The organism is Bradyrhizobium sp. USDA 372 (assembly GCF_053629095.1).
In genome coordinates, this window is record NZ_JBRJHR010000001.1 from 4,448,579 (window position 1) to 4,467,145 (window position 18,567).

General features: G+C 64.7%; 14 protein-coding genes and 2 pseudogenes. 9 read left to right on the forward strand and 7 right to left on the reverse strand.

Annotation, left to right across the window (positions count from 1 at the left end):
* Positions 1-37: 37 nt before the first annotated feature.
* The 5 genes from AB7M16_RS20985 to AB7M16_RS21005 all read right to left on the reverse strand — a co-directional run bounded on the left by AB7M16_RS20985 (position 38) and on the right by AB7M16_RS21005 (position 5,467).
* Complete coding sequence (locus AB7M16_RS20985; protein ID WP_453945097.1) at positions 38-1,021, reverse strand: ABC transporter substrate-binding protein; 984 nt, start codon at positions 1,019-1,021, stop codon at positions 38-40.
* 307 nt (positions 1,022-1,328) lie between these two features.
* On the reverse strand, positions 1,329-2,369 hold the full coding sequence (locus tag AB7M16_RS20990; protein WP_453945098.1) for an SMI1/KNR4 family protein: 1,041 nt from the start codon (positions 2,367-2,369) through the stop codon (positions 1,329-1,331).
* Positions 2,370-2,533: 164 nt separating this feature from the next.
* The gene (locus AB7M16_RS20995) at positions 2,534-3,649 is read right to left on the reverse strand and encodes a L,D-transpeptidase family protein (RefSeq protein WP_453945099.1); all 1,116 of its coding nucleotides are present in this window, start codon (positions 3,647-3,649) and stop codon (positions 2,534-2,536) included.
* Between the two features lie 32 nt (positions 3,650-3,681).
* Positions 3,682-4,359: a nitroreductase gene (locus AB7M16_RS21000; protein WP_025032723.1), complete on the reverse strand. Its 678-nt coding sequence runs from the start codon at positions 4,357-4,359 to the stop codon at positions 3,682-3,684.
* A gap of 154 nt (positions 4,360-4,513) precedes the next feature.
* Entirely contained in the window at positions 4,514-5,467 is a 954-nt protein-coding gene (locus AB7M16_RS21005) for a LysR family transcriptional regulator (protein WP_453945100.1), read from the reverse strand.
* Positions 5,468-5,565: 98 nt separating this feature from the next.
* Between AB7M16_RS21005 and AB7M16_RS21010 the strand changes: the two genes are divergently transcribed.
* The 7 genes and pseudogenes from AB7M16_RS21010 to recQ all read left to right on the forward strand — a co-directional run bounded on the left by AB7M16_RS21010 (position 5,566) and on the right by recQ (position 14,992).
* The gene (locus AB7M16_RS21010; protein WP_453945101.1) at positions 5,566-6,747 is read left to right on the forward strand and encodes an MFS transporter; all 1,182 of its coding nucleotides are present in this window, start codon (positions 5,566-5,568) and stop codon (positions 6,745-6,747) included.
* A 10-nt stretch (positions 6,748-6,757) separates the two neighbouring features.
* Positions 6,758-7,792 (forward strand): aldo/keto reductase, encoded by a 1,035-nt coding sequence (locus AB7M16_RS21015; RefSeq protein WP_453945102.1) that lies wholly within the window; start codon positions 6,758-6,760, stop codon positions 7,790-7,792.
* 123 nt (positions 7,793-7,915) lie between these two features.
* Positions 7,916-9,490 (forward strand): amidase family protein, encoded by a 1,575-nt coding sequence (locus tag AB7M16_RS21020; protein ID WP_453945103.1) that lies wholly within the window; start codon positions 7,916-7,918, stop codon positions 9,488-9,490.
* Between the two features lie 247 nt (positions 9,491-9,737).
* A complete protein-coding gene (locus AB7M16_RS21025; protein ID WP_453945104.1) occupies positions 9,738-11,039 on the forward strand; it encodes an O-acetylhomoserine aminocarboxypropyltransferase/cysteine synthase family protein in 1,302 nt (433 codons plus the stop codon).
* A 12-nt stretch (positions 11,040-11,051) separates the two neighbouring features.
* Positions 11,052-12,051, forward strand: a pseudogene (gene metA / locus AB7M16_RS21030) (homoserine O-succinyltransferase MetA).
* A 106-nt stretch (positions 12,052-12,157) separates the two neighbouring features.
* A pseudogene (locus AB7M16_RS21035) lies at positions 12,158-12,902 on the forward strand (polysaccharide deacetylase family protein).
* Between the two features lie 224 nt (positions 12,903-13,126).
* Positions 13,127-14,992, forward strand: a complete 1,866-nt coding sequence (gene recQ, locus AB7M16_RS21040) for a DNA helicase RecQ (protein WP_453945105.1) — start codon at positions 13,127-13,129, stop codon at positions 14,990-14,992.
* 180 nt (positions 14,993-15,172) lie between these two features.
* Here recQ and AB7M16_RS21045 read toward each other — a convergent pair whose 3' ends face one another.
* Positions 15,173-16,189, reverse strand: coding sequence for a 1-aminocyclopropane-1-carboxylate deaminase (locus AB7M16_RS21045; protein WP_453945106.1), 1,017 nt, complete (start codon positions 16,187-16,189; stop codon positions 15,173-15,175).
* A gap of 158 nt (positions 16,190-16,347) precedes the next feature.
* Here AB7M16_RS21045 and AB7M16_RS21050 point away from each other — a divergent pair, with 158 nt between their 5' ends.
* Positions 16,348-16,812: an Lrp/AsnC family transcriptional regulator gene (locus tag AB7M16_RS21050; RefSeq protein WP_453945107.1), complete on the forward strand. Its 465-nt coding sequence runs from the start codon at positions 16,348-16,350 to the stop codon at positions 16,810-16,812.
* Positions 16,813-16,824: 12 nt separating this feature from the next.
* On the opposite strand, the gene AB7M16_RS21055 is transcribed toward AB7M16_RS21050, so the two are convergent.
* Positions 16,825-17,223 carry a hypothetical protein gene (locus tag AB7M16_RS21055; protein WP_172788296.1) on the reverse strand — a complete coding sequence of 133 codons (399 nt, stop codon included), beginning with the start codon at positions 17,221-17,223 and terminating at the stop codon, positions 16,825-16,827.
* 183 nt (positions 17,224-17,406) lie between these two features.
* Here AB7M16_RS21055 and AB7M16_RS21060 point away from each other — a divergent pair, with 183 nt between their 5' ends.
* Entirely contained in the window at positions 17,407-18,567 is a 1,161-nt protein-coding gene (locus AB7M16_RS21060; RefSeq protein WP_172788297.1) for a PLP-dependent cysteine synthase family protein, read from the forward strand.

Consider the following 18,567-nt stretch of genomic DNA (forward strand, 5'->3'; position numbering starts at 1 on the left):
GCAACTTCGCAGATGAGCCAGAAGCAGAATTCTACACTCACTCGATCGTGCTGTCGGCACGAGAGAGTAGTATCGGCGGAATGTCGACACTTAGCATTTTAGCTGTCTTGAGATTGATGACCAATTCGAACTTTGTCGGCTGCTCTACAGGTACGTCGGCAACATGTGCGCCTCGCAATAGTCTTGCGACCTGGCGCGCGCATTGCTCGAAGACCGCGCTGAGGCGAGGACCGTATGCCATCAGTCCGCCTTCTTCCGCCTGTTCGGGCCATTGTAGAATGGCGGGCAGACGACGGAGGGCCAGCCGATCGCGGATCAGGTACTGGAATTTCGATGCCAGGATCGGTGAGGCCAGCAGGTTAACGGCCTCGACCTCTTCGACCTTCATGGCGTCAATTACCCGGATGAGATCTTCCTCTGATCGTGCGGCATACGGAACGATCTCGACGCCGAGCCTCTTGGCCGCGCTTTTGAGAGCATCCATGTTTGGTATCGGCACGCGGTCGGCGAGAGCAGCTATTCGCCGGGTACTCGGCAGTGCTTCATGCAGCAACTCCAAACGCTTGGCGTCGAGCTGGAATGCAAAGATGGCGACACCAGTAGTGTTACCTTCGGGACGCGGCATCGAGGCGACAAGCTGGCTGCCAACCAAGTCGTCCGCGATTACCACGATTGGAATGCGCTGTGTGGCTTTCTGTGCTGCACGCCCTGCTTCGGCCCCAACCACCACCAACACATCTGGACTGGCCTTGGCCAGTTCAACGGCCATGCTGACATAAGATACGGCGGCCGCGCTTTCGCCACGACTGTCGATCTCGAGGTTGCTGCCTTTGACAAAGCCGACTCTGTCCAGCTCATCGAAGAAGCTGGGTGGTATAGGTCCCAGTTGCGCAACGCGGGGACGCCGGCCAGCCCGCTGCTGCGCGTGGGCCCCGAGCGGCGATGCCGCAGCGCCGGCAATCAGCGTGATGAACTCGCGCCGTTTCATGGGACCCAGGGAGCCTTTGACCGGGTTTTTCATACTAGCACATCGGAGCCGAAGACGGTTGTCCGCTTCGGGTTCAAAAGCCGCCGTCCGGCGAGCAGCGCGATCTCGTCTGTTCGCCTTAGAAGGGGACGTGTCCACGACAGAAACTGGGCGATGTCCGGAATTCGCGCCGACGGCCGGTTCGCTTGGCGCAGGCAGCTAAGCGGGAGTGCCCTTCGAGGCCAAAATCTAAGTTATTGAAATTTCAGCAGTTTCTGAGGCAGGCGTGGTTTAGTCGATTGGAGAATGTTCGAACTCGGTTTCTCTCCCTCCGCCGCCGGCTCGAATCAATCGCGCCGGCTTATTTGCCTTGCGCGCCAGCAAATGTCGCCAAGCGCCCGAGCAGGGCCGCCTCGGCCTTGGGGGCCAGACGGTAGCCTTCCGCCATCTTGACGATGTCGCCGCGGGCGACGCACGCGTCCCACCAGTCCCTCACAAAGCCCTCGGCGTACCCGCGCGTGTTGAAGCCGTAAGGTTCGGCGACGAGGTCGAAAGCAATCATCAGCTCGTAACAGGGCGAGTCGTAGGAGGTGCCGGTCTCGGGACGGCCCACGAAAGCCTCGAAGGACTTGGCGGTACAAAGGCTCGAATAGAGCCAGAACATCAGCCCATACATCAGATGCGAGCGCTCGTCGTCGTGCAGGGCAAAGAAGCCTTTCTCGTCCACGATCTGCCGGGCCAAGGTGCGCAACATTCGCTCGCCGTGCGGCAGACGGTCGCCGACGGCGGCCAAAGCTCGCACCACGATCGGCGATAACGTTCCCTGCTCGACGGTTGCGATCGCAGCAGCCCGATCCTCATCAGCGGTGTCGTACTCGGACTCCTCGACCAAGCCTCGAATGAAGGTCTCGAAGTCCGGCGCGATGACGGCGATGCTGTAGTCAGCCTCTTGGTCGACGTACACGACCTGCGGCTCGCCGCGCTTTCCGCAGGTCCGGTAGTCCAGCATAATCAGCTCGTGGCCTCCGGCCGGCGTGGCGGCGATGCCGATGCCAATCGGCGGGTAGCCCCATTCCTCGATCATGAACTTGGCGCCGAGCTCACCGCCGAGTGAATATTTGGACGTGCGGCCGATGGCGTAGAGGCCCTCGATTGCCACGTGGTCCTCCGCCCAGCCTGTACGCTCCTTCATCGGGTGGCAGTTGCGCTTGACCATACCGCCGTTGTGGCGGCGCGCGAGATCGACATAGGCGGCCGGCAGCCGATACCCGCCCATCTCCTCTTCAATGGAGGCGATCAGCTCGTCGCTTGGCGGAGGCTCGACATAGTTCTCCAGGGAATACGGACAGTCGTCCCAGAAGCCTTCGAAGTCGAAGCCGTCAAAGGGCCTTTTCGACGTCATCCGCGTTACCCCATCATATTACGGCAGACCCATCCAACCCAGATCCGACGAACACCGTAGCTTTCTCGCCAGACCTCGGCTCCGACGCCACCGCATTCGCTGGGACGGAACGTCGATGCCAGCCATCGTCTGCTGATGATCCATCGCGGACGCCGCACGAGTGTTCAGCACCGACCTGACGGGAAGCCGATACGCGTTGGATTACATTCCGGCGGCTGGTCCAACAAGCTGCCAAACCATCTGCTCGTCAATGAGCCATCCCTGTCGATCCAGGGGATCGGTGGCAATTGCGGCAGGTAGGATGCATACGGCATGACTTTGGCAAGCGTCACTCTGCCCGGAAACCGTGTGAGGAACACCTTGTTCATTCCCCCGTCCAGTCCGCTGTATATCGGGGCGGCCGGCAAATCATCTTCAAGCAATCGCGCGTACTCGAGCTCGTCGGCGCGCCTCTTCTCCAGGGCCCGCCGCGCGATGTCCGGATTGACGGCGAAGGGGGGACATTTTTCGGTAGGGTTGAACACTGGAGGCGACGGCGAATTCGGTGGACCTTGCGCATCGAAGACGTAACGGCGGTCGCACACATCCACCTTCGGTTCGATTCGCGTCGTCTCGAAATGATCGTTGCCGATCTTGAGCATTTTCCAGAACGCGAGGTCGGGACTGTTTCGATGCCGCGCCAGATTTGCCGGTGTCAGGCGGAACGGATAGGCCTGGACCTGGAACGACGGGCGGCCGCCGAGGAATCTGTCGCGCGCCAGCGCATAGATTTCGCCGATCTGTTCGTCGGTCATGGCATAGCAACCGCTCGACCAGCAGTCGCCGTGGATCATGAGGAAGCTGCCATTGCGCTTGTGCGCCTTGTCGAACGTGTTGGGGAAGCCGAGGTTGATCGAAAGATAGAAGTTGGAGTTGGGGTTCATCAACTCAGGTGTAATCGTATAGAACCCTTCCGGAGCTTGTCGGTCGCCCTCGTGCAATTTCGGCCCGAGATCGCCCGACCACCGGCAGATCGGATAGGTCTTGAGGATCTGGAAACGGCCGGTGGTGTCCTGTTTCCAGACCTCGAGCTCGGCCTCCTCCTTGAAGAGACGCACGAGGATAGGTGAATACTTCGGCATCTTTTTCTGCTCGAGCAGCGAGAGCAGCTCATCAGGTAGTTCCCGCGTCGCCTTCGCCGGCAACGGCTTGCTGCTTTCGCCAAGACACATGACCGGCGTCAAGGCGGCGGCAAAAGCCGCCGCCAGCACAAGGACACGTCGGATCATGGCGCGGATCACTGCTGTGCCTCCAGCCCTTCCGGCCCGCGCCGCTAAGTCTCGAACCCGACGAACACCGTCGCTTCCTCGACGGACTTCCGCTCCGACACCACGGCATTCGCCGGAAAAGTTTCATCCGGCCAGCCCAGCGCGATGCTTTTCATGATGACCTGATCGTCGGCGATCCCTGCGTGCTCGCGCACCACGGGGGATTGCATGATGCCCTGGCTGTTGATCACGGCGCCGAGCCCGCGGGACCACGCGGCATTGACCAGGGCGGTCGCCACGGCGCCGCAGTCGAAGGGCGTATCGTCGCTACCGTCGAGCACGCGGTCATAGGTGATGATCACGCAGACGGGCGCGTCGAACTGACGGAAGCCGCGCAGGACCCAGTCCTGGCGCTTCTCCATGTTGTCGCGCTCGATTCCCATTGCGGAGAATAATTGCTTGGCGACGCCGACCTGCCTGTCGCGGTGCTTGCCTGCAAAGGCCTGGCCCGTGCGGAACTCGCGCGACTGCGGGATGCCCGCCAGCATCCGTTCGGTATTGCCGGCGCGGATCCGATCAAGTGGTTCGCCGGTGATGACATAGAAATTCCAGGGCTGGGTGTTCATCGACGACGGAGCGCGCATCGCCAATCCAATGATTTCCGCAATCAGTTCCTTGGGCACCGGATCCGGCTTGTAGCCGCGGATGCTCCGGCGACCGAGGATGACGTCATCGAACTGCATGTGTGTGGAATTCCTCTGGCGAGTTCTGAAACAGCCGGGATTTTCGCGATTTCTGCGCCCTCGCGCAAGCTCCGGCGGCGTGTCCTCAACGGTCCAGCCACACGGAACATGATCGCCAATCTGGATTGGCTGACGCTCGCTCCGCCATCGCGCCTCACCCCACCAGCTTCCACTTCCCATCCGCGGCCCGCTTCAATGCGGGGTCGCTCACGCGCACGTGCTCGGCGAGGAAATCGATGAACGCGCGCACGCGTGCCGGGAGTGGCGCGGTGTGGCCAACATAGACGGCGTGAATGTCTTCGCGGTCGCCGGGATTGTAGCTTTGCAGCACCGGGACGAGGCGGCCGGATTCGATGTCGGGGCCGATGTGGAAGAGCGCGAGGCGCGCGAGACCGGCGCCGCCGAGGCAGAGGCGGCGGGCGGCTTCGCCGTCGCTGGCGCGTGCGACGGGCGGGGGCAGGGCCTCCTCGGCGTGGTCGCCACGCCTGAACGGCCAGCCGCGGATGCTGCGCGGAAAGGTCCAGCCGATGCCGCGGTGGTCGGCGAGATCGGCCGGAATCTTCGGCGTGCCGCAACGGGCGAGATAATCCGGCGCGCCGACCACCACCATGCGGCTGGTGCCGAGCTTTCGCGCGACCAGACGCGAGGCGCGCAGCGGACCGACGCGGATGGCGACATCGGCGCGCTCCTGCATCAGGTCGATCACCGTATCGGTCAGCACGAGATCGAGCGTGACGTCGGGATGCTGCTTCAGAAAGCGCGGGATCAACGGCATCACATGCAGCATGCCGAAGGGAATGTTGCAATTGACCGTGAGGCGGCCGCGCGGCGCCGCGCCTGAGGCCGCCTCGCGCTCGGCCTCCTCCATCTCGGCGAGAATGCGCAACGAGCGCTCGTAGAAGGCCTGGCCTTCCGCCGTCAGCGTCAGCTTGCGCGTGGTGCGGTTGATGAGCCGTGCGCCGAGGCGCGCCTCCAGACGCGAGATCAGCTTGCTGACGCCCGATGGCGTCAGGCGCAGCTTTCGCGCGGCCTGGGTGAAGCCGCCGAGGTCCACGACGCGGACGAAGACCTCCATCTCGGCCGAGCGGTTGGTGTCGAAACGGGCCATGTTGAATTCACGTCACAAATGATTGGATTGCGGACATTCTAATGGTTTGGCGGCAGCGCCGCTATCTGCGTGGCTCGTCTCATCCCTTGGAGCAACGCATGCCTCCCGCCGTCCTCGCGCTCACCGCCGGTGCCTTCGGCATCGGCACCACCGAATTCATCATCATGGGCCTGCTGCTGCAGGTCGCCGCCGACATGCACGTCTCGGTGCCGGTCGCGGGCCTGCTCATCTCCGGCTACGCGCTCGGCGTGTTCGTGGGGGCACCAGTCCTCACCCTGGCGACGCGCAAAATGCCGCGGAAAACCGTGCTGCTGGCGCTGATGGCGATCTTCACGCTCGGCAATGCGGCCTGCGCGCTGGCGCCCACCTACGAATTGCTGATGGCCGCGCGCGTGCTGACCTCGCTCGCGCATGGCACGTTCTTCGGCGTCGGCTCGGTGGTGGCCACCAGCCTCGTCGCCGAGGACAAGCGTGCGTCTGCGATCGCCACCATGTTCATCGGCCTGACGGTCGCGACGCTCCTGGGCGTGCCCTTCGGTGCCTGGCTCGGCCTGATGCTCGGCTGGCGCGCAGCGTTCTGGGCGGTGACTGTCATCGGTGTGATCGCGTTCGCGGTCGTTGCCGCGCTCGTGCCCGGCCATGTCGGCAATGGCGACAAGCCGATCTCGCTTGCCGAGGAGGTGGCCGTGCTCGGCCGTCCGCAGGTGCTGCTCGGTCTTGCCATGACCGTGTTCGGTTTCGCCGGACTGTTCGTCGTCTTCACCTATATCCAGCCGATCCTGACGCGCTTCACCGGTTTTTCGGAGACCGCCGTGTCGCCGATCCTGCTGGTGTTCGGCGTTGGGCTTGCGATCGGCAATGTCGCCGGCGGCAAGCTCGCCGATCGCGGCCTTGCGCGCGCCCTGATCGGCACACTGGCCGCGCTTGCCATCGTGCTGCTTGGCCTTGCGGCGCTGCTGTCGGTCAAGATCATCAGCGTCGTGCTGATCCTGCTGCTCGGCGTCGCCGCCTTCGCAACCGTCGCACCGCTTCAGCTCCGCGTACTGGAGGCTGCCGGTCCCAGCGGCCGGACGCTCGCCTCCAGCCTCAACATCGCCGCGTTCAATCTCGGCAACGCGCTCGGCGCCTGGGCCGGCGGCGTCACCATCGACCGCGGCCTCGGCCTCTCGGCGCTGCCGCTGGTCGCAGCCGGCGTCACCGCCATCGGCCTCGTTCTGGCGCTGTGGAGCCTCCAGCTTGATCGCACGGCGACCGCAGTCGCGGCGTGCCCGGCGGAATAGGAGAGCGATCATGGAATACCGCAACCTCGGCGCTTCCGGGCTCAAAGTGCCCGTCCTCAGCTTCGGCACCGGCACGTTCGGCGGCCAGGGTCCGTTGTTTTCCGCTTGGGGCCGCAGCGGCATCGAGGAGGCGCGCAGGCTGGTCGACATCTGCCTCGATGCCGGCGTCAATCTGTTCGACAGCGCCGATGTCTATTCGAACGGCGCCTCGGAGGAGATCCTCGGTGCTGCGATCAAGGGGCGCCGCGACAAGGTGCTGATCTCGACCAAGATGAGCCTGCCGATCGGCGACGGTCCGCTCGATGCCGGCTCGTCGCGGCAGCGGCTGCTGGCCGCGGTCGATGCGACGCTACGACGGCTTGGCACTGACACGATCGACCTGCTTCAGCTCCACGCCTTCGACGCGTTCACGCCGATCGAGGAGGTGCTGTCCACGCTCGATACGCTCGTGCGCGCCGGCAAGCTACGCTATGTCGGCGTCTCGAATTTCGCCGGCTGGCAGCTGATGAAGTCGCTCGCCATCGCGGACCGGCATGGCTGGCCGCGCTATGTCGCGCACCAGGTCTATTACTCGCTGCTCGGGCGCGACTATGAATGGGAGCTGATGCCGCTCGCGCGCGATCAGGGCGTCGGCGCTCTGGTCTGGAGCCCGCTGGGCTGGGGCCGGCTCACCGGAAAGATCCGGCGCGGCCAGCCGCTGCCGCAAGGAAGCCGCCTGCATGCCACCGCACAGTTCGGTCCGTCCGTGGACGATGCGCGCCTCTATGCCGTCGTTGACGTGCTGGATGCGATTGCCGCTGAGGCCGGTCGTACCGTGCCGCAGGTCGCGATTGCCTGGCTGCTGTCGCGTCCCACGGTCTCCTCCGTGATCATCGGGGCACGCGACGAAGCGCAGCTGCGCGACAATCTCGGCGCCGTCGGCTGGTCGCTGAGCGCGGACCAGATCAAGCGGCTCGATGAGGTCAGCTTCGTGATGCCGCCTTATCCGTACTATCCCTATCGCGTCCAGGAGGGTTTCGCGCGGCTCAATCCACCGTTGGTGTAGGAGCTCTCTCAGAACGCTGCGAATTGCGACAGAGCGTCGCGACAATGCGCCATGCAGAAACGCGCCTGTACACGGTTGCGTGACCTCCATAACCTCCGCCGCGCAATTTTTTGGAGATGCGACGTGGCGAAGAAGACGGCGACCAAGAAGAAAAGTGCTTCAAGGCAGGTAAGCAGGGCCTCGAGCAAGACGAGCACCGCCCGAAAGGGCGCCATTGCGAAAACCGCGAAGACGACAGTCAAGAAGGCGGCACCGCGCAAGCCAGCCGCGGTCCGCCGGCCCAAGGGGCCGATCTGGCAATGGTCCGCGGTCGAGACCGCGGCCGCGGTCCGCGCCGGCGCGATCTCCGCCGTGGAGACCGTCGAGGCCCATCTGGACCGGATGCGCGCCGTCAATCCCAGGCTGAATGCGGTCGTCGTCGATCTCGGCGAGGAGGCGCTGAAGGCGGCGCACGTGGCGGACAAGCAGCGCGCCAAGGGCGGCGATCTCGGTCTCCTGCACGGCGTACCCATCACCATCAAGGAAAATGTCGACTACCAGGGCCGGCCGAATTTCAACGGCGTGCCCGCCAACAAGGACCTCATCGCGCCATCGGATGCGCCCGTGGTGCGCAACCTGAAGAAATCAGGCGCGATCGTCATCGGGCTCACCAACACGCCCGAATTCTCCTTCCGCGGCTTCACCGACAATCCCCTGCACGGGCTGACGCTCAACCCCTGGGATCCCGATATCACCTGCGGCGGCTCCTCGGGCGGCGCGGGCTCGGCGGTCGCCGCGGGCATCGGCACCATCGCCCATGGCAACGACATCGGCGGCTCGCTGCGCTGGCCGGCGCATTGCAACGGCGTTGCCACCATCAAGCCGACGCAGGGCCGCATCCCCGCCTTCAACGGAAGCGCGACGTCGGAGCGGCCGATGCTGGCGCATCTGATGTCGGCGCAGGGGCCGCTCGCACGCCATGTCGCCGACGTCCGCCTCGCGCTGGAGGTCATGAGCCGGCGCGATCCGCGCGATCCCTGGTGGGTGCCGGCGCCGTTGGTCGGCGAGCGGCCGAAGGGGCCGATCAAGGTCGCGCTGGCAAAGATCCCCGAGGACATGGACGTCGATCCGTCTGTCGCCGCGGCGCTGCGTCAGGCTGCCGATCATCTCGAGCGGTCCGGCTATCGCGTCAGCGAGGTCGAGGTGCCCGACATCAACGGGGTCTGGCAGACCTGGTGCGACATCATCACCAACGAGACCGTGATGATGCAGGAGGCCGCCATGCTGAAGGTCACGTCCGGGGATTTTCACAAGTCCTGGGGCGGCATGAAGGCCAAGGCCAACGTGCTCGATCTCAAGGCCTGGATGCAGGCCACCGCCGCGCGCAACGGTCACATCCGCGCCTGGCAATTGTTCTTCGAGGACTATCCGATCGTGCTGGCGCCGACCACGGTGAAGCCGACGCCGGGCCCGCGCGAGGACACCGTCAGCGCAGAGCGCGTGCGCGAGATATTCTGGGGCGAGATCCGCTTCATCTCCGCCATCAACGTGCTGGGCCTGCCCGGCGCGGTGGTGCCGGTGGCGCTGCATGACGGCAAGCCGATCGGCGTGCAGCTGATTGCCGGACGCTATCGCGAGGATCTCGCCCTCGACGCCGCAGCTGCGATCGAGAAGCGCGTCGGCGCGCTCACCCATCGGCTGTGGGAGCAGATGGGCTGACGCAGCGAGCTATCGCAGCGCTGACGGCGGCCCCTCGTCCTCGTGGGCGAGGGTGGCGCCGTGCGTTCGTTAATCGGCTTTAACCCGGTTTCCAGCCATTTCGCGAGCAAGCATTAGGGTTACTTCCTCGATCTCTAGGCGAATTATTGTCCGCTTTACCACCCGCCTCTAACAGAGGGACGGCGGACAACGCACATGCCTCATTCTAGGCCAATAAGTGCGGCCCGCCCCACGCGGAGGTGGCACGATGCGCAACGAGACGATCGCTATTCACGCCGGCTACGAGCCTGAAGCCACCACGCACGCCGTGGCCGTTCCGATCTACCAGACCGCGGCCTACGCCTTCGACAGCGCCGATCATGGCGCAGCCCTGTTCAATCTCGAGACCGAGGGCTTTCGCTACAGCCGCATCGCCAATCCGACCAGCGCGGTTCTCGAGAAGCGCATCGCGCAGCTCGAAGGCGGCGTCGGCGCGCTCGCGGTCGCGACCGGGCAGGCGGCGCTGCATTTCGCCTTCGTCAACGTCGCCGATCACGGCGGCAACATCGTCTCGGTGCCGCAGCTCTACGGCACCACGCACACGCTGCTCTCCCACATCCTGCCGCGCCAGGGCATCACCGGCCGTTTCGCCGAGAGCGACAAGCCAGAGGCGGTCGAGAAGCTGATCGACGAGAACACCCGCGCCGTGTTCGCCGAGACCATCGGTAATCCCGCCGGCAATGTCTGCGACATCGAGGCGCTGGCGAGAATCGCCCATGCCCATGGTGTGCCGCTGATCGTCGACAACACCGTCGCAACCCCGATCCTCTTCAAGCCGTTCGACTACGGCGCCGACATCGCGGTGCATTCGCTGACCAAGTTCTTGGGCGGTCACGGCACTACGCTCGGCGGCGCCATCGTCGATTCCGGAAACTTCCCCTGGGCCAAGCACGCCGACCGCTTCCCGGCCTACAACACGCCCGACGCCTCCTATCACGGTCTCGTCTACGCCGAGCGCTTCGGCAAGACCGCCTATATCGAGCGCGCGCGCAGCGTCTATCAGCGCACCATGGGCTCGGTGCTGTCGCCGTTCAACGCCTTCCTGCTGCTCCAGGGCATCGAGACCGTGGCGCTGCGCATGGAGCGCCATGTCGAGAACGCCCGCAAGGTCGCCGAATTCCTCCGCGTCGATCCGCGCGTGGCCTGGGTCAACTACACCGGTTTTCCGGACAGCCCCTATTATCCCCTGGTGCAGAAATACTTGAATGGCAACGCCTCCTCGCTGTTCACCTTCGGCATCGAGGGCGGCATGGAGGCCGGCAAGACGTTTTACGACGCGCTGAAGCTGATCACGCGCCTCGTCAATATCGGCGATGCCAAGTCGCTCGCCTGCCACCCGGCGTCGACCACCCATCGGCAGATGTCCGCGGAGCAGCAGCGCGCCGCGGGCGTGCTGCCGGAGACGATCCGTCTGTCGATCGGCATCGAGCATGTCTCTGATATCATCGAGGATATCGACCAGGCGCTGGAGAAGGCCTGCCCGTCGGCACGCCGCGAAGCTGCGGAGTAGGCGGCGCCGTCCATGACGATCTTGATCGACAAGGATCAAGTCATCGCGGGCCCGACGCTGGTGCCGGCCGCGCACGATCTTGCGCGCGATGCCGGCCCCGAGCTCACCATCGGCCTCGTCAACAACATGCCGGATGCCGCGTTGAAGGCGACCGAGCGGCAGTTCATGAAGCTGCTTCAGGCCCGCAGCAGGCTCGCGGCGTATCCGTTTCCACTGCTTCTCGCTCCCCAGCGTGAAGCGGTCGCCGGAAGCGAAGTGGCATGTCGAAAGCGAATATTCCAACCTTTCCGATCTCGAGCGCGGCAAATTCGACGGGCTGATCGTAACAGGCGCAGAGCCGATCGCGCCCGAGCTCGACCGGGAGCCGTACTGGCGCGACCTCACCAACCTGATCGACTGGGCCAAGGCCAACACGCGTTCGACGATCTGGTCCTGCCTTGCCGCCCATGCCGCGGTGCTGCACCTCGACGGCATTGAACGGCAGCGGCTGCCGGCCAAATGTCACGGCATCTTCGATTGCGACGTCGTGACGGACGATTCGCTGATCCGCTCTGCGCCTGCGCCGCTGAAGGTCTCGCATTCACGCCTGAACGAGATCGCCGAAAGCGACATCGTGCAGGCCGGTTATCAGGTGCTGACACGCTCGGAGGATGCCGGCGTCGACGTCTTCGTTCGCCAATATGCCAGCCGCTTCGTGTTCTTCCAGGGCCACCCCGAATATGACGCGCTGTCGCTCCAGCGCGAATATCTGCGTGACATCGGCCGCTATCTCGCGCGCGAGCGGGAGAACTATCCGCACCTGCCGGTGAGTTATTTTGACGCAGCAACGGAAGAGAAGCTGGCTCGCTTCGAGAGGAAGGCGGCACACCAGCGCCATCCGGCGCTCAGCAACGAGCTGCCCGCGCTGAACCTGCGCGGCGATATCGGCGCTGGCGAGGCGGCGGCGGTGCTCTTCCGCAATTGGTTGCGCTATCTCGGCGCGGACGCCGACGCGTCGATATCGGTGCGCTAGCCGAGGCGGTCTTGGTTCAGCGTTAGGATTACCCGGGCGTTAGGCTTGTCTCGACCTGCGCACGAATGTTTCAGTAGAGCAAGAAGGCATCACGGGAAACGCAGTCGTGTGGTCGGCACTCCAGGGACGCGTGATCAATCGGCTGGCCCGGCATTTCCGCGCCGCGCCGCAACCGGCTGCCTGCGCATGCGCCGATGGTGAGCTTCACGTTCGACGACGCCCCCGATAGCGCCGCAGGCGAGGGCGCCGAGCTTCTGGAGCAACATGGCGGCCGCGGCACCTATTACCTCGCCGGCAGCCTGATCGGTCAGCCGTCGGAGCATTGGCATGGCCTGTCGGATGACGCCATCGTCCGGCTCCACCGCGCCGGGCACGAGATCGCTTGCCACACCTTCTCGCATCAGAGCTCGGCCACGCTCGACGAGGCCGCGATGGCGCGCGAGATCGAACGAAACCGCAGCCATCTCCACGGCATCGATGCCTCGATCACGCTGCAGAATTTCGCCTATCCCTATGGCATCGCCTCGGTGTGGCGCAAGCCGCAGCTGGCAAAAGCCTTCCGTTCCGCGCGCGGCATTCTTCCCGGCGTCAATAGCGGTGTCATCGACCTCCAATTTCTGCGCGCCTCGCCTTTGGTCGATTGCGAGATCGACGAGGCGGGGGTCGATCGCTATTTCGACGAGGCGGTCGCGAGCGGCGGCTGGCTGATCTTCTACGGCCACGACGTCACCGACAGGCCGAGCCCCTATGGCTGCACGCCGCATCTGATGCGTCACGCGCTCGAAGCCGCCGCCAAGCGCAACATGCCGATCGTGACCGTCGCAGAAGCGCTGCGACGGATCGGGGCGTAGCTTTTTCACCTCTCCCCGCTTGCGGGGAGAGGTCGGATCGCTCTTGCGATCCGGGTGAGGGGGTACAGGCCCATCGGCATTCTCATGCGCGGAGAGAGGCCCCTCACCCCGTAAGAACGGGGAGAGGGAGAACAAGCAGCGTTGCCCCGCAAACAGTCTTGCCACGCCGACGCCAGCATGCGACTGGCCTTGTGACGAATCTCACGGCCTGATCTGCTCCGCCCATGTCTGCTCCGTCCCACGCCCCGCTGCCTGCGCCGACCAACGGCCGCGACGCGCTGTCGGTGCTGCATTCGGTGTTCGGCCTGCCGGGATTTCGCGGCGCGCAGGGCGAGATCATCCGCCACGTCACCGACGGCGGCAATTGCCTGGTGTTGATGCCGACCGGCGGCGGCAAATCGCTGTGCTATCAGCTTCCATCCCTGCTGCGCGAAGGCTGCGGAATCGTGGTCTCGCCGTTGATCGCCTTGATGCGCGACCAGGTCGCCGGCCTGATCGAGGCCGGCGTCAATGCCGCCGCGCTGAACTCGTCGCTGACGCCGCAGGAGGCGTCCGACATCGAACGCCGCCTGCTCGCCGGCGATCTCGACCTGCTCTATGTCGCGCCGGAACGGCTGGTCACGCCGCGCTGCCTGTCGCTGCTGGCGCAGGCGAAGGTGGCGTTGTTTGCGATCGACGAGGCGCATTGCGTCTCGCAATGGGGCCACGACTTCCGGCCTGAATATGTCGGCCTTTCAATCATCGCCGAGCGCTTTCCCGACGTGCCGCGGATCGCGCTGACCGCGACCGCCGATGAGCTGACGCGCAAGGAGATCGTCGACCGGCTTCAGCTGACGGGCGCGCCGCAGTTCGTCTCCAGCTTCGACCGGCCCAACATCCGCTACGAGATCGTCGACAAGCGCAATGCGGTGTCGCAGCTGAAGGAATTCATCCGCGAGCGCCACATGGGCGATGCGGGCGTGGTCTATTGCCTGTCGCGCAACCGCGTCGAGGAGGTCGCCGCCGCGCTTGCCGAGGCCGGCATTGCGGCGCTGCCCTACCACGCCGGGCTCGACGGCAGCGTTCGCTCGCGCAACCAGGACCGCTTCCTCAACGAGGACGGCATCGTCATCGTCGCGACCATCGCCTTCGGCATGGGCATCGACAAACCCGACGTGCGCTTCGTGGCCCATCTCGACCTGCCCAAGAGCATCGAGGCCTATTACCAGGAGACCGGGCGCGCCGGCCGTGACGGCAAGCCGTCGGCGGCATGGATGGCCTATGGCCTCTCCGACATCGTGCAGCAGCGCCGCATGATCGACGAGTCGGCGGGATCGGAGGATTTCAAGCGGGTCTCGATCGGCAAGCTCGACGCGCTGGTCGGCCTCGCCGAGACGCCGCATTGCCGGCGCCGGCGCCTGCTCGCTTATTTCGGCGAGATCGTGATGGGCGAGAGCTGCGGCAATTGCGACAATTGCCTGACGCCGCCGAAGATGCGCGACGGCAAGGTGCTGGCGCAGAAGCTGTTGTCCTGCGTCTATCGCACCGGGCAACGCTTTGGCGCCATGCATTTGATCGACGTGCTGATCGGACGCCTGACCGAGAAGGTCACGCAGTTCGGCCACGACAAGCTGTCGGTGTTCGGCGTTGGCCGCGAGCTCAACGAGAAGCAGTGGCGCACGGTGCTGCGGCAATTGGTGGCAATGGGCCATTTGCGGAGCGACAGCGAAGCCTACGGCGCGCTGAAGCTGACGGAGTCCTCGCGCGGGGTGCTGCGCGGCGAGACCGAGGTCTGGCTGCGCGAGGAGGCGCCCGGCACGCGTGTTCGTGCCAGCCGCACGAAGTCGCGACGCGGCGACCTCGCGCCCGCGGCCAGCGCGCCGCAAGGCGACGTCGATCCTGAATTGCGCGCGCGCCTGCGCGCCTGGCGCTCAGAGGTCGCGCGCGAACGCGGCGTGCCGGCCTATGTGGTGCTGCACGATGCAACGATCGACGGCATCGTCCGGGCCTGGCCGACGACGCTGGACGAGCTTCGCAACGTGCCGGGGATCGGCGACAAGAAGCTCGAGCATTACGGCGACGAGCTGCTGCAGATCGTGAGGACGAGGTAGGGCGCGCCACGAAAACTCCGCCGTCATCCCCGGGCGCGACGAAGTGGCGAGCCCGGAATCCATAACCACAAGCGGATGTGGCTACGGCAAGCTAGTCACCACGAGTCTTCGCCAAACATCTTCCTGGGGCTATGGGTCCCGGGGCTCGCGACTTCGTCGCGCCCCGGGACGACAGAGGAGCTAGCCGTTCCGGAACGCGTAGCCGTAGCCGTTTAGCGCCGGCGCGCCGCCGAGATGGGCGTAGAGGATCTTCGCGCCCTTCTCGAAATAGCCCTTCTTCGTGAGATCGATCAGGCCCTGCATCGACTTGCCCTCGTAGACGGGGTCGGTGATCATGGCTTCGAGGCGCGCGGTGAGGCGGATGGCCTCCTTGGTCTCTTCCGACGGCACGCCATAGGCGGGATAGGCGTAATCCTCGATCAGCACGACGTCGTCCGCGATGATCTCCTTGCCGAGCTCGACCAGCTTGGCCGTGTTCTGCGCGATCGAGAGCACCTGTGCTTTCGTCTGCGCCGGCGTGAACGAGCCGTCGATGCCGATCACCTTTCGCGCACGGCCGTCCGCCGCAAACCCGACCAGCATGCCGGCGTGGGTGGAGCCGGTGACGGTGCAGACGATGATGTAGTCGAACTTGAAGCCGAGTTCGGCTTCCTGCTTGCGCACCTCCTCGGCGAAGCCGACATAGCCGAGGCCGCCATATTTGTGCACGGAGGCGCCGGCGGGAATGGCGTAGGGCTTGCCGCCTGCGGCCTTTACTTCCTCGATCGCCTGCTCCCAGCTCTTGCGGATGCCGATGTCGAAGCCATCGTCGACCAGGCGCACGTCGGCGCCCATGATGCGCGAGAGCATGATGTTGCCGACGCGGTCATAGACCGCGTCCTCGTGCGGCACCCAGGCTTCCTGCACCAGGCGGCACTTCATGCCGAGCTTGGCCGCGACGGCCGCGATCATGCGGGTGTGGTTGGATTGCACGCCGCCGATCGAGACCAGCGTATCGGCATTGGAGGCGATCGCATCGGGAATGATGTATTCGAGCTTGCGCAGCTTGTTGCCGCCATAGGCGAGACCGGAATTGCAGTCCTCGCGCTTGGCATAGATCTCGACATTGCCGCCGAGATGTTTTGACAGCCGCTCCAGCTTCTCGATGGGCGTCGGGCCGAAGGTCAACGGATAGCGCGGAAATTTGTCCAGCTTCATGGATCATCCCGATTGGCGTTGGTGTTGCCAGCTGCCTAGCATCGCGTCGGGAAAATGTGCTCTCGAATATTGCACCTATATTGCGTAGTTTCTTGCAGGATTGGTGCATACTGCTAATATTCCTTCCGGAACATCACGTATCTATGAAAGCTTCTTTCATGGCTGCCCGGCTCGATCGCACCGACCTTAAGATCTTGAGATTGCTTCAGAATAATGGTCGGCTCAGCAACGCCGAGCTGGCCGAAACGGTGGCGATCAGCCCCGCCACCTGCCATCGTCGCACCCAGCGCCTGTTCGAGGACGGCTTCATCGTCACTGTCCGCGCCATGGTCGCGCCGAAGAAAGTGGCAAAAGGCACGCTGGTGATGGTCGGGGTCGTGCTCGACCGCTCGACGCCGGAGAGCTTTGCCACCTTCGAGCAGGCCGTCGCAAAACTGAAATTCGTGCTCGACTGCCACCTCGTCGCTGGCGACTTCGACTACTTCCTCAAGATCCGCGTCGGCGACATGGAGGATTTCAACCGCATCCACGGCGAGCAGCTGATCGCGCTCCCCGGCGTGCGCCAGACCCGGACGTTCTTCGTGATGAAGGAAGTCGTCGACAACGCGCCGCTGGAATTTTGAGCGGGCGTGCCGCTATTGGACGGTGATCGAATAGGTATCGACGTCGCGGCTGCCCCTGCCGGTGATCATCTCGATGGTGAAACTATCCGGGCCGTGGTAGCCCGGATTCGATCGGTAATTGACCTCAAAGGCCTTGATCGGCCGTCCGGTGCACGGCGTGCCGCCGCCGCGGGCGAAGCGGTTAATCTCGATGCGCGAGTCCACGGTGCGCGTCGTCAGCTTGCCGTGCTGCGGCTTGGTCAGCAGCCTCACCACGCCGCCATTGCCCTCGCAGTTCGGGCCCCACGAGCGGTAGTGATGCATTCTGACCATCGCTCCGGAGGGGACCGTTCGATCGAACTGCATCGCACATGCTGGTCCGACTGTTGCGCAGAGTAGGCCCAGCGTCGCGATCCAGGCTTCAAATTTCATTCCGTGAGCCCCCCAGCATCACCGCAATGTCAGCATATCGCAGTCGTTCTGCCAAGCCACCTCGGCCGTTCCGGAAGCTTCACTTGCCTAGCGCACCACACGCGAGCCTCGCCGCTGGAGTTTCGAGCAGGAGCGTTATTCAGCGCACTTGATGCGCGATCCGTGTCATGAGAGATTCATGCGATGCAGACATTCCCCTTCCGCCAGCACAATCCGGCCGGGCCGGCCTATCGGCGCGGCTGGGTCGACGAGGCCGTGGCCGCGATCGAGGCCGACCAGTGCCGCACCGCCGACACGCATCTGATCCGGCTGATCGTGCCGGCGCTATCGGGCATCGACATCTATCTGAAGGATGAGTCCACGCATCCGACCGGCAGCCTGAAGCATCGCCTCGCGCGCTCGCTGTTTCTGTACGCGCTCTGCAACGGCCACATCCGCGAAGGCACGCCCGTGGTCGAGGCCTCGTCGGGATCGACGGCGGTGTCGGAGGCCTATTTCGCAGAGATGATCGGCGTGCCCTTCTATGCCGTGATGCCGCGCACGACGTCGGCGGAGAAGATCGCCGCGATCGAGCATTATGGCGGCAATTGCCATTTGATCGACGATGGCCGCGCGCTCTATGCGGAAGCCGCCGCGCTCGCCGCCCGGCTCGACGGCCATTACATGGACCAGTTCACCTTCGCCGAGCGCGCCACCGACTGGCGCGGCAACAACAACATCGCCGAATCGATCTTCACGCAGTTGCAGGGCGAGCCGCGCCCGCTGCCGGACTGGATCGTGATGGGCGCCGGCACCGGCGGCACCTCGGCCACCATCGGACGTTATCTACGCTATCGGCAATATCCGACGCGGCTGTGCGTCGCCGATGTCGAGCATTCCGCCTTCTTCGACTGCTTCCGCACGCAGGACCGCTCGCGTGTCTGCGACCGCCCGTCGCTGATCGAAGGCGTCGGTCGTCCCCGCTGCGAGCCGTCCTTCGTGCCCGGCGTGGTCGACCGCATGATGAAGATCCCGGATGCGGCGACGATCGCGGCGATGAACGTGCTGTCGCGCCGGCTGCGTCGTCCGGTCGGCGGCTCCACCGGCACCAACTTCCTGGCGCTGTGCCGGCTCGCCTCGGAGATGCGCCAGGCGAACGTCACGGGATCACTGGTGACGCTGATCTGCGATTCCGGCGAGCGCTACCGGCAGACCTATTACGAGCCCGCTTGGCTCGCCGCACGCGGTCTCGATCCGGCGCCGTTCGAAGCGGCGCTGTCGTCGTTTCTCACCACAGGTGAGCCACTGGCGCTGGACGTCGACGATGTCGTCAATCCGCAAAGCGTGCCAGGCCCCACGGCGTGA

Bases quoted from the DNA above. Each gene is read 5' to 3' on its own strand.
- AB7M16_RS20985 (WP_453945097.1), bottom strand. From the start codon at position 1,021: ATGAAAAACCCGGTCAAAGGCTCCCTGGGTCCCATGAAACGGCGCGAG.
- AB7M16_RS20990 (WP_453945098.1), bottom strand. From the start codon at position 2,369: ATGACGTCGAAAAGGCCCTTTGACGGCTTCGACTTCGAAGGCTTCTGG.
- AB7M16_RS21000 (WP_025032723.1), bottom strand. From the start codon at position 4,359: ATGCAGTTCGATGACGTCATCCTCGGTCGCCGGAGCATCCGCGGCTAC.
- AB7M16_RS21005 (WP_453945100.1), bottom strand. From the start codon at position 5,467: ATGGCCCGTTTCGACACCAACCGCTCGGCCGAGATGGAGGTCTTCGTC.
- AB7M16_RS21010 (WP_453945101.1), top strand. From the start codon at position 5,566: ATGCCTCCCGCCGTCCTCGCGCTCACCGCCGGTGCCTTCGGCATCGGC.
- AB7M16_RS21015 (WP_453945102.1), top strand. From the start codon at position 6,758: ATGGAATACCGCAACCTCGGCGCTTCCGGGCTCAAAGTGCCCGTCCTC.
- AB7M16_RS21025 (WP_453945104.1), top strand. From the start codon at position 9,738: ATGCGCAACGAGACGATCGCTATTCACGCCGGCTACGAGCCTGAAGCC.
- recQ (WP_453945105.1), top strand. From the start codon at position 13,127: ATGTCTGCTCCGTCCCACGCCCCGCTGCCTGCGCCGACCAACGGCCGC.
- AB7M16_RS21045 (WP_453945106.1), bottom strand. From the start codon at position 16,189: ATGAAGCTGGACAAATTTCCGCGCTATCCGTTGACCTTCGGCCCGACG.
- AB7M16_RS21050 (WP_453945107.1), top strand. From the start codon at position 16,348: ATGGCTGCCCGGCTCGATCGCACCGACCTTAAGATCTTGAGATTGCTT.
- AB7M16_RS21055 (WP_172788296.1), bottom strand. From the start codon at position 17,223: ATGAAATTTGAAGCCTGGATCGCGACGCTGGGCCTACTCTGCGCAACA.
- AB7M16_RS21060 (WP_172788297.1), top strand. From the start codon at position 17,407: ATGCAGACATTCCCCTTCCGCCAGCACAATCCGGCCGGGCCGGCCTAT.